The sequence below is a fragment of the Psychrobium sp. 1_MG-2023 genome (assembly GCF_030689115.1).
Classification (GTDB): Bacteria; Pseudomonadota; Gammaproteobacteria; order Enterobacterales; family Psychrobiaceae; genus Psychrobium.
The window spans coordinates 74,277-89,781 of record NZ_JAUYVJ010000007.1; the positions used below are offsets into that span (position 1 = coordinate 74,277).

Genomic DNA, 15,505 nt, shown 5'->3' on the forward strand with positions numbered 1-15,505 from the left:
GGTTAACATGACGTCAGTATAATAAAGAAAATATCATAGCATTTAGCCATGATTTTGTAATCTAAATTTAATTGAGTATCTAAGTAGTTTCAAGCATATGGCAAAGTTTTACAGTCCCAAAAATAAGATAAAAAAAATCAGAAAGCAGCAGAATGTAACTATCGAGAAACTCGACTTAAAATTACAAGGAATGGCTTACATCGATCAAAAAGTGGTATTTGTACCAAGTACTTTGCCCAATGAAGAAGTTGTGATCCAAGTGAATCACGAACATAAAAACTATGCGAGTGCTGAGTTGATTGAAATAACGAAAGTCAGTGAGCAGCGAATTAGTGCGTTATGTCAACATTTTGAAGATTGTGGTGGCTGTCAAGTTCAGTACCTATCACCAGGTGAGCAACTTAGCTATAAGCAGCAGGCTCTTGCAGAGCGGCTAAACAACCTTGTCAGTACTAAACAATGGGCAACACCGATTGCTTCTCCAGATTGGCATTATCGCCGCCGAGGTCGCATTGGTGTTTATGTTGAGAAAAATACCAATCTCCGTCTTGGTTTTCGCCAAAGTGGTAGTAACGATTTAGTTCAAATATCGCAATGTGATGTATTTGTAAAACCCTTTGATACGCTATTCAATGAGTTTAGAGACTTAATTGATCAACTTGATATTCGTGCAAGTATTGGTCATTTAGAGTGCATTGCTGCTGATAATGCCAACGTGGTTATTTTTAGATGTTTAAACTCGCCAAGTACTGCTGATGTTATAAAATTAAAAACCTTTGAACAAAAGCATCAGTTAACCATTTTACTAGAAGAAAACGATAATAAATTTAGCTGGCTATCACCAGCTAAGAAAGGCGCTTTATATTATTCTCTTAATGAAATGAAGATTGGGTTTAGTGCAGGTAACTTTATTCAAGTTAATGATCAAGTAAATCAGACCATGGTTAATAGAGCTGTCGAATGGCTTAACGTAAAGCCGACTGACAAAGTGCTTGATTTGTTTTGTGGTGTTGGTAATTTTAGCTTAGCCATTGCAAAGCAAGCTCAGTTGGTGGTTGGTGTTGAAGGTGTTAAAGCGATGGTTGAGCAAGCTCAATCAAACGCCGAGCAAGCCGGATTAGCTAATTGTGTTTTTTATCATAGTAATTTGGCTGAGCCTTTAAGTGAACAACAGTGGTTTGGTGATAAGTTACGTAAGAAGGTTGATAAAATTCTACTGGACCCTGCGCGTGACGGTGCTATGGAAATCTGTAAGCAGCTATCGCAATTACAGCCACAACATATTGTTTATGTTTCTTGCGAACCGGCTTCACTTGAACGCGATAGTAAAGTTATTATAGAGCAAGGTTATCAGTTAGAAAAAATCTGTGTGATGGATATGTTTCCACACACTGGCCATGTCGAATCAATGGCATTGTTTGTTAAAGGTAAGAAAAAAGCACCAAAGAAAAAGAAAACGTTTGGTCGCTAAGGTTTTTGCGCTAATCAAGATAAAGGATAGTTAATGGTAGCAGTTAGGGAAGGTCACTTAGCAGGTGACTTCGATTTAGATCAATGGGTAACGAAATTTGGTTTAGATAAAGCACAGGCGAAGCATCTGAGGGCATTATATCTTCAGCTAGAATCAGCTTGTGTACAAGAAAATGCAGCGTTAATGATAAAAGCTAGGGAAATGGCTGAAATTTTGCAATCGATGCATATGGATCTTGATACTCTAAAAGCCGCGTTGATATTCCCATGGTTCGAATTGGAGTTGCTCGATCAAGAAGAAGTCGAGCAATTAACCAGTAAAGGTGTCTTTGCCTTACTTCGTAATGTTAATGAAATGGCTGCAATCAAAACATTGCATGTTCGAGGTCGAAACCTTTCAGGGGTACAAGTTGATAACTTACGCCGGATGCTAATGGCTATGGTGGCTGATGTTCGAGCTGTTATTATTAAACTGGCCGAACGTGTGGCATATCTACGTGATATTAAGAACGAAGATGAGGAAGTTAGGGTACTGGCTGCGCGTGAAATTGCAGATATTTACGCACCATTAGCAAACCGTTTGGGTATTGGGCAGCTAAAGTGGGAGTTAGAGGATATTTCGTTTCGTTATCTTCACCCAAAAACTTATAAAAAAATTGCCAGCTTATTGGACCAAAAACGCTTAGAACGAGAATCATATATTGCCCACTTCGTTGAGCACTTAAAACGAAAACTCAATGATGATGGTATTTCAGCCAATGTCTACGGTCGGCCAAAACATATCTACTCCATCTGGAAAAAGATGGATAATAAAAATATTGAGTTTGAGCAGCTGTTTGATGTTAGAGCCATTAGAGTCGTTGTTGACGAGATTCAAGATTGTTATGGTGCATTAGGTACACTACATACATTATGGCATCACGTCCCGAGTGAGTTCTCTGACTATGTAGCCAACCCTAAGCCTAATGGCTATCAATCAATACACAGTATTGTTGTTGGCCCAGAAGGGCGCACGGTCGAGGTGCAAATTCGAACAGAACAGATGCATCAAGATGCAGAAATGGGCGTTGCTGCCCATTGGCGCTACAAAGAAGGGAGTGGAGCAACTAAAGGCAGCTCATTTGAAAGTAAAATCGAATGGCTGCGTAAGATTCTTGCTTGGCAAGATGATGTTAAAGACAGCGGAAACTTAGCTGAAGAAATCCGCTCACAAGTCTTTGATGACCGCATCTACGTTTATACGCCAACGGGTGAAGTGATTGATATGCCGGCTGGGTGTACACCGTTAGACTTTGCTTATTATATTCACTCACAAGTGGGTCATCGCTGTATCGGCGCAAAAATTAATGATCGCATTGTCCCTTTTACTTATAAGCTTCAAACTGGTGAACAAGTTGAAATTCTTACTGCTAAAGAACCTAACCCTAAACGAGATTGGTTAAACCCCAGACTGGGTTATGTTTTTTCATCACGTTCACGCTCAAAGATACAGCATTTCTTTAAGCAACAAGATCGAGATAAAAACTTAGTCGCTGGGCGCGAAGTCTTAGAAAATGAGCTCACTAACCTTGGTTTAAAGCTTTCTGATGCACAGATAGCGGTTCAAAAATACAACTTTAATAACTTTGATGATTTAGTCGCTGCCGTTGGCTGTGGTGATGTCAGGATTAATGCACTGGTTAATTATATCCAATCACAGTTAATTAAGTCCGAAGAACCACCGGAGCCAGTGCTCAAGCGTACAACCTTAACTAATACTAAAAATAAAAGTGAGGTGGTCGTTGAAGGCGTTGGCAATTTATTAACTCATATGGCTAAGTGTTGTCAGCCAATACCTGGTGATGACATTGATGGTTTCATCTCTCAAGGTAAAGGAATATCGATTCATCGCCGTGATTGTGAGCAGTTAAAACAGTTATTAACAAAACACCCAGAGCGTAACGTTGAAGTGCATTGGGGTAGTGATTCATCAGCGGGTTATTCGCTAGAGGTGACGTTATTCGCTAATGATCGCACGGGATTAATTCGTGATATTTCTGCAATTATCGCTAATGATAAAGTCAGTCTTTTGGGAATGAACACTCGAACCAATGAATCGACTCAAATTGCAACAATAGGATTAACCCTTGAGGTGCCTGGTCAAGAAGTGTTGAGTCGTTTATTAGCAAAACTATCCTCGGTTGAGGGGATATTTGAGGTTAAAAGAGGATAAGTAGCCTAAAAATTATACTGGAAATTGTCACCACAGTCCGTTACATTAAAATGAATGAACAACATTGTTTTTAGTGTAACGGATGATATATGAACAATAATAGCTCTGTAAATCCACAAGAAAGACGTCAATCACTCCGCCTTGACATGGAGAGTGAATTAGTTGCAATTTATTGGCGTGATAGTCAAGGTGAGCAACATAGTCAAAGCGTTGTGTGCATTGATGTATCAAGTGGCGGAATTGCAGTGAGTATTGACGTGGAGTTTCAACTTGATGATGAAGTTGAGGTTCAGTTTAATCCTCACGACTCGAAGAGCCCCAAACGCAGTGCGATTATACTTCGTTGCCATAAACTGCGTGATGGAAGCTATCATGTTGGCATGTCATTTATCAAATAAATCAATGTCGAACACTTTCAGTGATAACTAAGGAACGCTTATGATTATTTTGATTGGCGGCGAAAAGGGCGGTAGCGGTAAAAGCTGTTTGGCGCAGAATATAGCAGTTTACCTAGCCTCTATTAAAAAGGCTTCTGTGTTAATGGTAGATTGTGATCCGCAACGGACAACCTCTGACTGGATTCAAGCGAGAAATAGTGATGAGAGTCTACCTCAAATCAATTGTATTCAACTTTACGGAAAAATACGCAATGATCTGATTAGTTTGGAGCGTAATTATGACTTCCTTCTCATTGATTGCGGTGGACAGGATAACTTAGCCTTGCGCGCTTCAATGTCTGTTGCTGACCACGTACTAATACCACTTCGACCAAAGCGTCGGGATATTAAGACCGTACCTCACATGGAAGATGTCCTTTCGACATGTAAAATGGTCAACCCTAAAATGAATGCTTCCTTTGTCATGACTCAATGCCCCTCATTGCCTAATCAGGCTGGAAGGATTTTAGAAGCTAAAGAAGTCTGTAAATCCTACGGTATAAACGTCTTAGATGCGATCACTTATAGTCGTAATATTTATGATGATAGCGAGGAAGATGGCAAGTCAGTATTAGAATTAGATCCCCAGGGGAAAGCTGGCAATGAGATTATTGCTATTGCCGAAGAGATGTTGGCAATGCAACCGGATAATAGTTATGAGTTTAGCTGATCTTAAAAAGAAAAAACCTCAAAAAAAACGGAAAAAATTAACCGTAGAAGACTTTATTGATGATGCGCAAGCCTACAGTAAAGGTGAGCCTAATATCAGTCGGCCAGAGGAGCTGAACCAACCAACCTCTGCTGGCTCTGATTGTAAAAAAAGCACTAAAAAACGAACTAGGCACGCAACGTTTTCATTAAGTGAGCAGTGTATTGCTCAACTTGGAGAACTAGCGCAAGAAAGTGGTGTTAATAAATCTAAGCTTATCCGTATGATGGTAAAACAAATCAAAGAGCAGGGGAGTGTCTCAATCAAAAATATTAGCCCTGATGAGGATTTAGATTAAAACCTAACTCTTTAAAACTTCGATATTATTTCACCTTACCTCACCTCACCTTACCTCACCTCACCTCAATGATCACCTTCAGCCCGTTATGTATCCTGCTCAATTTATTGTTCCTTACTAACTTCTTTTTCTATTAGAGCAATGTGCTATTAGTTAACGTGTAGTTTATCTTGTTAAAGGATCTTACTTATTGTTCGATGCGCTCTCGAGGGCTTTAAGCGGTAATAGTATTGCCTGCCACAACAGCGTCGTTCTGCAAGCATTGGGTTTATCATCTGTTTTGGGTTAAATCAATGATAGTTAAGTTACTTATTATCGATGTAGATAACTCTATACGCATAAAAAATGCCTTACCGACATGGTTGTCGGTACTTAACTTAGTTAGAACGTAGAACCTGTGCTTTAATCTGTTTAATCATGTTATGGAGCCAACGACTAGATTAACGAAATTGCTAAAGTTGACGATGATTGTTTGACGCATAAAAAAACCGCCCGAAGGCGGTTATTTAATTTATCAAGAAATCTTGATTAGTGATCGTGTGCTTCGCCAGACCCTTTAGGGAAACGAATTGCATCAACCATATCTTGTACATCTTGTGGTACTTCACTTGTTAATTTAGCTACAGTAAATGCTGTTGCGAAGTTTACAAGCATACCAATAGTACCGATACCTTCTGGAGATATACCGAACAACCAGTTATCAGCAGTATTAGCCGCTGGGTTTACGAACTTGAAGTAGATGATGTAAGAAGCAGTGAATACTAGACCTACAACCATACCTGCAATTGCACCTTCTTTATTCATCTTCTTATTGAAGATACCCATGATAATTGCTGGGAATAGCGATGAAGCTGCTAGACCGAAGGCAAAGGCAACAACCGCGGCCACGAAGCCTGGTGGGTTGATTCCGAAGTAACCTGCGAAGACAATACCAACTGCTGCTGCTACACGAGCGTACAGGAGCTCAGTTTTATCCGAGATGTCAGGTTTAAGGGTTTTCTTCATTAAGTCATGTGATACCGATGTAGAGATTACAAGTAGTAAGCCGGCAGAGGTTGAGAGCGCTGCTGCTAGACCACCTGCTGCTACAAGAGCGATAACCCATGCTGGTAAGTCAGCAATCTCTGGGTTAGCAAGTACCATAATGTCACGGTCAATCTTCATCTCATTACGCTCATCGCCAGAGTAGAACATTTTACCGTCGCCATTCTTATCATCAAACTTAATTAAACCAGTTTTTTCCCAGTTCTTAATCCAGCTTGGCGCTTCAGCGTAAGCTGTACCTGTCATTTCTGGACCATTGATAGTTTCAATCATGTTTACACGAGCGAAAGAAGCTAATGCTGGAATAGTTGTGTACATGATACCGATGAAGATTAAAGTCCAACCCGCAGAGATACGTGAATCTTTAACTTTAGGTACAGTAAAGAAACGTACGATTACGTGTGGTAGACCCGCAGTACCAACCATTAGAGCACCTGTAATACAGAATACATCAAGGGTTGATTTCCGCCCTTCGGTATAAGCACCAAAGCCGAGTTCTTCAGATAGACCATCAAGTTTATCTAAAAGATAGCCTGAACCGTCAACCATTTCACTACCAAAACCAAGTTGTGGAATTAAGTTACCAGTCATCATTACCGAGATGAAGATTGCTGGAACCATGAAAGCGAAGATAAGAACACAGTATTGTGCTACTTGCGTGTAAGTAATACCTTTCATACCACCTAATACAGCGTAGAAGAATACTACTGCCATACCGATCACAACGCCTGTTTCGATTTCTACTTCTAAGAAGCGAGAGAATACAACACCTACACCACGCATTTGACCAGCGATGTATGTGAAACAGATGAAAATCGCACAGATTACCGCAACGATACGTGCTTTATCTGAGTAATAACGATCACCGATGAAGTCTGGAACCGTGAACTTACCAAATTTACGTAAGTAAGGAACCATACAAAGAGCAAGTAGTACATAACCACCTGTCCAACCCATCAGATAAACTGAACCGTCAGAACCAGTGAAAGAAACGATACCTGCTAATGAAATGAATGAGGCCGCTGACATCCAATCGGCTGCCGTTGCCATACCATTCATTACTGGTGGTACACCACCACCCGCTACATAAAACTCTTTAGTTGAGCCAGCGCGGGCCCAAATTGCAATACCGATGTATAACGCGAACGTTAAACCAACGATAATGTACGTTAAGATTTGTACATCCATATTAATACTCCTATTATTATTCTTCTACGTTGTATTTTTTGTCTAAAGTATTCATCTGCTTAACATAGATGAAGATTAGCGCTATGAAGACATACATGGAACCTTGCTGAGCAAACCAGAAGCCTAGCTTAAAGCCCATAAAAGTAATTTCATTTAATACGTCAATAAATAAGATGCCACAGCCATAAGACACCGCAAACCAAACTGCCAATAATTTGAGCATTATGCTTAAGTTCTCTTTCCAGTAACTGTCCGCCTGCTCTTTACTTTCGAAACTCATATAACTTCCCCCTTTGTTTAATAGTTATGTTGGAGTTACCTTGAACAATCTAGCAGTGACAAGGCGGCATGAAATCAAGACCTTAGTCTAAAATTGGTTATATCCTATGGTACTAATGGCCTCATAATATAGTTCAAACCCTTACGTATTAAGGGTTTGTTAATGTTTCTGATGGCTGTTAACTTTTTATTTACAAATAACTGGTTTGACCATAGTTAACATAAGGGTTTGTGTGAAAAATGAGCGATTAATGAGGTGGCTTGGCGTCAATGTAGTAGGATTTATATCAAACTAGTCTTTAAGTATGGTTTATTCTATATATTTAGTTCTATTGGACGGTGCTAATTGGTCTATATAGCTTTTAGTATAGCTGTGAAAATAATGAATGATGATGTATCAATTTGTACAATCGATTGATATTTGAATATTAATCTGTATTTAGTCCATACTGTAGGCTCTAGATGAAATTCTCAGAAAACTCAAATCAGGCAGCTGATTTTCTTAGGCAAGCAGTGCCTAAAATGATTAAACATAATATTGTCCCTAATCCACTTAATTATACTTTATGGTATAGCTATTTTTCCAAAGCATTTCCAAATTTGAATAAAGAGTTGGATCATACTATTGAGCGCTTTGGAACTTGCCCTCCAGCAACGGGCGAAGCACTTTTTTTAGAGCACATTAGCCAATTAAGTCGTAATGGGAGCGCTGAAGTTGAAAAGTTCGGGCAAGCCTTAGTTCATCTGGTGAGTGATTTGTCAGAGACAATTGATGAAAGCGCTAAGCAAAGTGAGGGCTTCGCTGACGCATTAAAGCAAAATATCACAGAGTTAGACAGCCACAGTGACGCTGTCACCTTATCGCCTTTATTAGATAAATTGAGTCAAAATGCGACGGCAATCTGTGATACCCACCAACAACTTCAGCAGCAGATGACCAGCGCACAAGCTGAAATACAATCGCTTAAGCAACAACTTGAATCGAGTAAGCAGCAAGCGAGTACTGATCCGCTGACGGGTTTGTATAATCGACGTGTATTTGAAGATATATACCAGCGCTTTGAAAGCGATGCTAGTAATGAAAACATGACTCTTATTATGATGGATATTGATAAGTTTAAAGTGTTTAATGATACACATGGTCATTTAATGGGTGATCAAATCCTAAAATTTGTCGGTCACTTACTAAAAGATATGTGTAAAGAGCCGAGTGTCCCAGTTCGCCTTGGCGGAGAAGAGTTTGCTGTTTTATGCCCCTCTGCCTCAATTAATGCTGCACAAGCCATGGCTGAGAAATTACGTGCTAAGTTAGAAAGTGTTCCATTTACAAATAAAAGAACAGGGCAAAAAATTGCGCCTGTAACGGCCTCATTTGGTGTTGCAGAAGCAAAAGGTAAGGAAGTACTGGCTCAAGTGATAGAACGCGCAGATCAGGCGCTATATGCCGCCAAGGATGCTGGTCGCAATCAAGTAAAACTTGCATGCTAATATCAATGCTACTAATTGGCTGATTATTTTTCGCAGTCTTAAAACCGTTCATTCTATTGAGCGGTTTTTTTATATCTGAACTTATGCCATGTCCACTAATTACCTGATTACTTTTGACGGCTCAATTGGATAATAGTTACGTTATGTTGATATTCGATATCACTATCAATGAGTTGCAATAACTTTTGAAGAAAGACGAGTCAAGATGACAAATAGCGATTTAGTAATTTGATACTAACAAGAGATAATGGAATAAGTAGCGTTTGAAGGTGCCGATAAACAAGGGGAGTTAGATAAATAAAATGGCGCGCATGGAAGGAGTCGAACCTCCGACCGCCTGGTTCGTAGCCAGGTACTCTATCCAGCTGAGCTACATGCGCGCATCATATCCCATTTATTTCTAATAAAATAAATGGCGGAGAAGGAGGGATTCGAACCCTCGATGGGATTTAAAGCCCATACTCCCTTAGCAGGGGAGCGCCTTCGGCCACTCGGCCACCTCTCCGTTGACGCTGCATATTAAAGACTTGATAAAAAATGTCAACACTATTTTTTTCAACTGCTTGCAAAGTAATCAGAATGGTGTTGGTTGCTCATTTATTGTTGGTTATTTTGCGAAACAGCTTGATCTGAAGCTTGCTGCCACTGCGATTCAAAGCCTTGTTTAAGCATGTAGTTATAGAATAAGTTGAATAATTGAAACAATAAGGCTTCGAAGTTTTGCCCCGGCTCAAACACTTGCGACTTATCAGGGTCATCCATAGCAACGTCAATTAGGGTTTGAAAGCTCGTACATAATGTTAATGCTTGCTCAGCATCACTGCACTCAAGCTTAGTATCAAACAATTGTATTAGTTCGCTACAATCGATCTTACAGGCATAATGTTTTGCTACTTGCTGTAGAGCGGTTTGTTTTTCGGAAAAAGTGAACATAGTCCCTCTAGTGTGTGTTATAAAAGCAGCAGTAATTAACACTGCTGCTGAAGTTAGTCGTGGTTACCACATTAAATCGTCAGGAATTTGAAAATCAGCATAAGGATCGTCTTCATCGACCTCTGTTGGCTGGTTATCATTCATTAATAACACATAACTTTCATCAACAGCGGCAATTTTTTCAGCGGCTTGACTTGGCATGAGGTAAACGGCGTCGTTGAGGGTACAAATACTAATACGCCCTTTTACGAGCGCATTGTGATTGATGTCGTCTAGCAGGATAGTTTTTACCTTGTTATCGAGTACATAGTTGTATTCATTGTCTCCTGCAAATTCTTTAATATGAAGTTGCTCAATCATTTGTTTTACTTTACCTAGCTCTGATTTACGCTCTAGTTCAGCTTTGATGGCTTGGTTTCTTGCTAAGTCTTGTTCAGCTTGCTGTTGTTTTTGCTGTGCGAGCTGATCTTGTAAGCTGGTGTCTTCAGCTGTTTGGTTCTTTCGAACGGCTTTGTTCTTTTTTCGCTTTTCACTACGAATTTGCTTTGCAGATTGCTTGTTGGCTAAACCTGCTTTTAATAATTGGTCTTGTAGAGATGCCATGATCATTGTTTATTTGATTGAAAGAATAAATTAATGATACCAATGGATAGTTTATTAGGCTAGTGGATTCGCGATTAGCTTTGTTGGTAAAGTCGATGTTTTACAATATAGGCATTGACAGCATCGGGTAATAGAAATTGGCAAGTTTGGTTACGGGATGTTAAATCTCTTATTTCACTTGAGGAAATGGACAAAGGGTGAGCGTGGTGAATAAAAATATGGCCGTTAAGTGTTTGGTGGAGTATATCAGCGTCAATACAACGGTGTTTATCTAACAGCTGAGCTATTTCACCTTGGTCGGGTAAAGGCCACCCTGGTCGCTGTGATACAACTAAGTGGCATACTGATAAGATATCTTGCCAGCGGTGCCATTTTGTAAAAGATAGTAATGAGTCCATGCCCATCAAAAAGCAAATAGGGCGCTCGGGATGATTAGTCCGCAGGGTTTCAAGGGTATTGACTGTATATGAGGGGCCTGCAACGTGAAGCTCTCGTTCATCAATACTAAGCTGCGGGCAGTGTTCTACGGCCAGTTTTAACATCGCTAAGCGATGTTCATTACTCGTATTATTATTTTGTTTATGAGGCGAACGATGGTTGGGCACTAAGTTAATGTATTCAAGATCAAGAACGCTCGCAATATCGAGTGCCGACCGTAAATGGCCGTGATGGATTGGGTCAAAAGTTCCACCGAATAATCCAATTGGCTTTTTCATTGCTTAATCCTTGTGGTTAACCGTCAGTTTTATAAGCAATTCACTAAACAGATGCCAAGGTGTATTAAACTCATGCTTTATCTGTTGTTCAACACTCGCTAATAAGCTTTGGCATTGCAACAGCGTTGCTAGATCAAGACGTTGTAGTGCTTGTTCAAACAACTGCTGGCGGGATTGCCAAACCCGTGCTTGCTGATAAATTTTGTGCGTTGGTTGGCCGCGTAATTTACTTTCATTTAATGATAATAACAAATTTAATTCCCGGCTAAAGGCCCAGAATAATAATTGTGGTTCCATTTCTTGTTCGCGCAGTCTAGCTAAAATGGTCAGAGCCTTCTCGGTATGGCCGGCGAGAAAGCAATCTTGTAGCTCAAATAAGTTATACTGTGCTTGATTTGTAACACGCTGCTTGAGCACTTTACTATCGATGACGTAATGTCCGATTTGAAGTGACAGTTTCTCTAATTCTTGATCCGCAGCGAGTAAATTCCCTTCAAACATCAAACAAAATTTGGTCAATGCTTCAGATTCAAAGTTTAAACCTCTAACTTTAGCCTGGCGTTCAATGGTTTGTTGGAAGTGTCTACCCTCAGGCTGATTGACCACTATATACAACCCTGCCTGTTCAAGCTGTTTAAACCATTTAGCTTTTTGTGTCTCCGCAGGGGCTTTAGGGCCGTGGATGATTAAAATGGTATCTGGTGACTGTTGCGCAAGGAAACTAACTAATGTTTTACTGCCTTCTTGACCAATTTTCAGATTGCTTAATTCAAGTTCAATCAGTTGCTTTTGCGAGAATAGCGATAAATTTTGTCCTGCGGTTTCAAGCTGTTGCCAATTAAAGCTTTGCTCTTGTGACAGACAAATCCGCTCATCAAAACCCTGCTTAAGGCAAGTCGCACGTAAAGTGTCAAGGGTTTGTGCTTTTTGCAGTGGCTCATCACCTAACACGACGTAGACAGGTACAAGTTTTGATAGGTGTTGAGCGAGTTGATTTGTATAAATACGCATGGTACAGCTTACTTTGGTTTGATTTGACTGAGCTGATAAACAATTATCTGTGCTGCCTCAGCACGTATTTCACGAAGTAATTGCGCTCGTTCACGACTTTTTGCTTGTGCTGATTGAGGATCATCTAGGTAATCACGACGAATCGTGACATTAAAGCGCTGGGGCTCTTGGTTTGGCAGTGTTAAAAGGTAATCAACACTATAAGTTAGTTCATACTCAGCAACTTGACCAGTAGAAAAAAGCGATAACGTGCCACGCTCTAGTTTATCTTTTGATAAGAACAATATCGGAAGATCAGTATCAGTGGAGTCTGCAACGGTGACTTGATAACGGGCTAGTTTACTTTTCACTAAGCGAGATAACTCACCATAGTTGTCGGGACTTTGTAGTTTTAAAGTCAGTAAAGAAGGAGGTAATTGATAATCTCCCTTTAAGCGAAAGCCGCAGCTACTAAGCACAAGGCTTAGTAGCAGGGCTGACAAAACACTTAATAATGTTTTATTCATCATCAATGCCAATTAGTTCGCAACGATGTTAACAAGCTTACCAGGGACATAAATGACTTTACGTACGGTTTTACCTTCAGTAAAACGTAATACATCACTGTCACTTTGTGCCATCGCTTCTACTTCTTCTTTTGAAGCATCGGCAGCAACATTGATTTTGGCACGCAATTTACCGTTTACCTGTACGATAACAAGTTTAGATTGCTCGACAAGTGCGTCCTGATCAACGATAGGCCAAGGTGCGTAAGCTAAGTTATCTTCATGACCTAGTTCTTTCCATAGTTCATGACAAATATGCGGCACGATTGGCGAAAGCATTTTTATAATAGCTTCAATTGCTTCACCTAAGATTGCACGGTCCTGAACATTGGAAATTTTAGCTTTGTTGAGACGGTTTACCAGCTCCATGATCGCTGCAATTGCAGTGTTAAATGTTTGGCGACGACCGATATCATCAGAGACTTTAGCAATAGTTTTGTGAATCTCGCGACGTAGTGCTTGTTGATCACCTGATAAAGCTGATTTATCTAATGTTGGTGTTTCACCTAGCTCGATGTGGTTGTAAGCTAAACGCCAAACACGCTTAAGGAAGCGATTTGCACCTTCAACAGCAGAGTCAACCCACTCAAGTGTTTGCTCTGCTGGCGCGGCAAACATCATGAATAAACGAACAGTATCAGCGCCATATTTATCAATCATGACTTGTGGATCAATACCATTGTTCTTCGACTTTGACATCTTACTCATACCAGCATGGCTAACACTTTCACCAGTAGATATTTGAGTGGCAGCGATGATTTTTCCTTTATCATCTGTTTCGGTTTTAACGTCATCTAAGGCAACCCATACTTTAGTGCCTTTCTCATCTAACTTGAAGTATGCATCAGATAACACCATTCCTTGGGTTAATAAACGTTTGAACGGTTCGTTAGAATCAACGAGTCCTTGATCACGTAGTAATTTATGGAAGAAACGGGCATATAGTAAATGTAATATTGCATGTTCGATACCGCCGATGTATTGATCAACAGGTAACCAATGATTCGCTTGCGCTGGGTCTAACATCGCATCTTTGGCTGGTGATGCGTAACGTGCGTAATACCAGCTAGATTCCATAAATGTATCAAATGTATCTGTTTCATGAAGCGCAGGTTGACCATTGAAAGTCGTTTTTGCCCACTCTTTGTCAGATTTAATTGGCGAGTTAATGCCATCCATTACTACATCTTCTGGTAATACAACTGGGAGTTGCTCTGGTGGTACTGGTGCAACATCACCATTTTCTAAATGTAGCATTGGGATAGGTGCACCCCAATAACGTTGGCGAGAAACCCCCCAGTCACGTAGGCGGTAGTTAATGGTTTTCTTACCTTTACCTGCACTTTCTAATGCGTCAGCGATAGCATCAACGGCATCTTCAGAGCTTAAACCGTCAAATTGCGCAGAGTTAAATAGCGTGCCTTTTTCAGTGTAAGCTTCTTCGCTAATATCAACGGTTGCTGTTTCACTGTCTGTTGGGTAAATCACCGCTTCAATTGGTAATTGGTATTTAGTGGCAAATTCATAGTCACGTTGATCGTGGCCTGGAACCGCCATAACCGCGCCTGAACCATAATCCGCTAAAACGAAATTAGCAATCCACACTGGTACTTCGCGACCGGTTAATGGATGAACGGCGTAAAAACCAGTGGCGATACCTTTTTTATCCATAGTCGCTAAATCAGCTTCAGCGACTTTAGTGGTTTTACATTCTTCAACAAAGTCTGCGATCGCGCTATTCGTTTTGGCCGCTTCAAGTGCTAAAGGATGCTGCGCAGCGATACCGACATAAGTCACACCCATTAAAGTGTCAGGGCGAGTAGTGTAAACATCAAGCTTGTCAGAGCGATCTTTTAGATCGAATGTTAGGTCAACACCTTCTGAACGACCAATCCAGTTGCGCTGCATGGTCTTAACTTTTTCTGGCCACTGATCAAGCTCGTCCAAGTCATCAAGTAATTCTTGTGCGTATTTAGTAATACGAATGAACCACTGTGGGATCTCTTTACGTTCAACCACAGTATCACAACGCCAACAACAGCCATCAATCACTTGCTCATTGGCTAAAACCGTTTGATCGTGCGGACACCAGTTTACTGCTGAAGTTTTCTTGTAAACCATGTCTTTTTTATAAAGTTCGGTGAAGAACCACTGTTCCCAACGATAGTAATCAGATTTACAAGTCGCTAACTCACGGTCCCAGTCATAACCAAAGCCAAGAGCGCGTAATTGATCATTCATATAATCAATGTTTTCGTATGTCCATTTCGCTGGTGCCGTTTTATTATTAATCGCCGCGTTTTCTGCGGGTAGACCAAATGCATCCCAGCCCATAGGTTGCAGTACGTTTTTACCTTGCATACGTTGATAACGAGAAACAACGTCACCAATCGTATAGTTTCGTACATGTCCCATGTGTAAACGGCCACTTGGGTATGGGAACATTGATAAACAGTAGAACTTTTCTTTATCTTCAAGTTCAATGGCTTTAAAGGTATTTGTATCAACCCAGTACTTTTGTGCTTGGGTTTCTATTTGAGATGGAGTGTACTGCTCTTGCATGCAATTAAAC

At 40.4% G+C, this 15,505-nt stretch carries 14 protein-coding genes and 2 tRNA genes; 6 read left to right on the forward strand and 10 right to left on the reverse strand.

Going from position 1 to position 15,505, the window contains the following annotated elements:
* Positions 1 to 97 precede the first annotated feature (97 nt).
* The 5 genes from rlmD (at position 98) to Q8W26_RS05400 (ending at position 5,126) form a co-directional block, all read left to right on the forward strand.
* Positions 98 to 1,471, forward strand: coding sequence for a 23S rRNA (uracil(1939)-C(5))-methyltransferase RlmD (gene rlmD / locus Q8W26_RS05380; RefSeq protein WP_305472620.1), 1,374 nt, complete (start codon positions 98 to 100; stop codon positions 1,469 to 1,471).
* A gap of 33 nt (positions 1,472 to 1,504) precedes the next feature.
* On the forward strand, positions 1,505 to 3,682 hold the full coding sequence (relA, locus tag Q8W26_RS05385; protein ID WP_305472622.1) for a GTP diphosphokinase: 2,178 nt from the start codon (positions 1,505 to 1,507) through the stop codon (positions 3,680 to 3,682).
* Positions 3,683 to 3,771: 89 nt separating this feature from the next.
* Positions 3,772 to 4,080, forward strand: a complete 309-nt coding sequence (locus Q8W26_RS05390) for a PilZ domain-containing protein (protein ID WP_101213870.1) — start codon at positions 3,772 to 3,774, stop codon at positions 4,078 to 4,080.
* 40 nt (positions 4,081 to 4,120) lie between these two features.
* A complete protein-coding gene (locus Q8W26_RS05395) occupies positions 4,121 to 4,789 on the forward strand; it encodes an AAA family ATPase (protein WP_305472624.1) in 669 nt (222 codons plus the stop codon).
* Positions 4,776 to 5,126: a ribbon-helix-helix protein, CopG family gene (locus tag Q8W26_RS05400; protein WP_305472626.1), complete on the forward strand. Its 351-nt coding sequence runs from the start codon at positions 4,776 to 4,778 to the stop codon at positions 5,124 to 5,126. Before Q8W26_RS05395 ends, Q8W26_RS05400 begins: the two co-directional genes overlap by 14 nt.
* Before the next feature lie 528 nt (positions 5,127 to 5,654).
* Here Q8W26_RS05400 and Q8W26_RS05405 read toward each other — a convergent pair.
* Positions 5,655 to 7,358, reverse strand: coding sequence for a sodium:solute symporter family protein (locus Q8W26_RS05405; RefSeq protein WP_101213873.1), 1,704 nt, complete (start codon positions 7,356 to 7,358; stop codon positions 5,655 to 5,657).
* Between the two features lie 16 nt (positions 7,359 to 7,374).
* Positions 7,375 to 7,638, reverse strand: a complete 264-nt coding sequence (locus Q8W26_RS05410) for a DUF4212 domain-containing protein (RefSeq protein WP_305472628.1) — start codon at positions 7,636 to 7,638, stop codon at positions 7,375 to 7,377.
* Between the two features lie 461 nt (positions 7,639 to 8,099).
* Here Q8W26_RS05410 and Q8W26_RS05415 point away from each other — a divergent pair, with 461 nt between their 5' ends.
* Positions 8,100 to 9,125, forward strand: a complete 1,026-nt coding sequence (locus Q8W26_RS05415) for a GGDEF domain-containing protein (RefSeq protein WP_101213875.1) — start codon at positions 8,100 to 8,102, stop codon at positions 9,123 to 9,125.
* A 303-nt stretch (positions 9,126 to 9,428) separates the two neighbouring features.
* Here the strand turns inward: Q8W26_RS05415 and Q8W26_RS05420 are convergent.
* From Q8W26_RS05420 to leuS, 8 genes are all read right to left on the reverse strand, one after another.
* Positions 9,429 to 9,505 (reverse strand) — tRNA-Arg (locus Q8W26_RS05420).
* 33 nt (positions 9,506 to 9,538) lie between these two features.
* Positions 9,539 to 9,630: transfer RNA gene (locus tag Q8W26_RS05425), tRNA-Ser, on the reverse strand.
* A 92-nt stretch (positions 9,631 to 9,722) separates the two neighbouring features.
* On the reverse strand, positions 9,723 to 10,058 hold the full coding sequence (locus tag Q8W26_RS05430; protein WP_305472630.1) for a hypothetical protein: 336 nt from the start codon (positions 10,056 to 10,058) through the stop codon (positions 9,723 to 9,725).
* Between the two features lie 63 nt (positions 10,059 to 10,121).
* Positions 10,122 to 10,661, reverse strand: coding sequence for a DUF2058 domain-containing protein (locus Q8W26_RS05435; protein WP_101213938.1), 540 nt, complete (start codon positions 10,659 to 10,661; stop codon positions 10,122 to 10,124).
* Positions 10,662 to 10,735: 74 nt separating this feature from the next.
* Positions 10,736 to 11,377: a nicotinate-nucleotide adenylyltransferase gene (nadD, locus tag Q8W26_RS05440; protein WP_305472633.1), complete on the reverse strand. Its 642-nt coding sequence runs from the start codon at positions 11,375 to 11,377 to the stop codon at positions 10,736 to 10,738.
* A gap of 3 nt (positions 11,378 to 11,380) precedes the next feature.
* Positions 11,381 to 12,388 (reverse strand): DNA polymerase III subunit delta, encoded by a 1,008-nt coding sequence (holA, locus tag Q8W26_RS05445; RefSeq protein ID WP_305472635.1) that lies wholly within the window; start codon positions 12,386 to 12,388, stop codon positions 11,381 to 11,383.
* Between the two features lie 8 nt (positions 12,389 to 12,396).
* Complete coding sequence (lptE, locus tag Q8W26_RS05450; protein ID WP_101213879.1) at positions 12,397 to 12,897, reverse strand: LPS assembly lipoprotein LptE; 501 nt, start codon at positions 12,895 to 12,897, stop codon at positions 12,397 to 12,399.
* Positions 12,898 to 12,906: 9 nt separating this feature from the next.
* Positions 12,907 to 15,495, reverse strand: coding sequence for a leucine--tRNA ligase (gene leuS, locus Q8W26_RS05455; protein ID WP_305472638.1), 2,589 nt, complete (start codon positions 15,493 to 15,495; stop codon positions 12,907 to 12,909).
* Between the last annotated feature and the right edge of the window lie 10 nt (positions 15,496 to 15,505).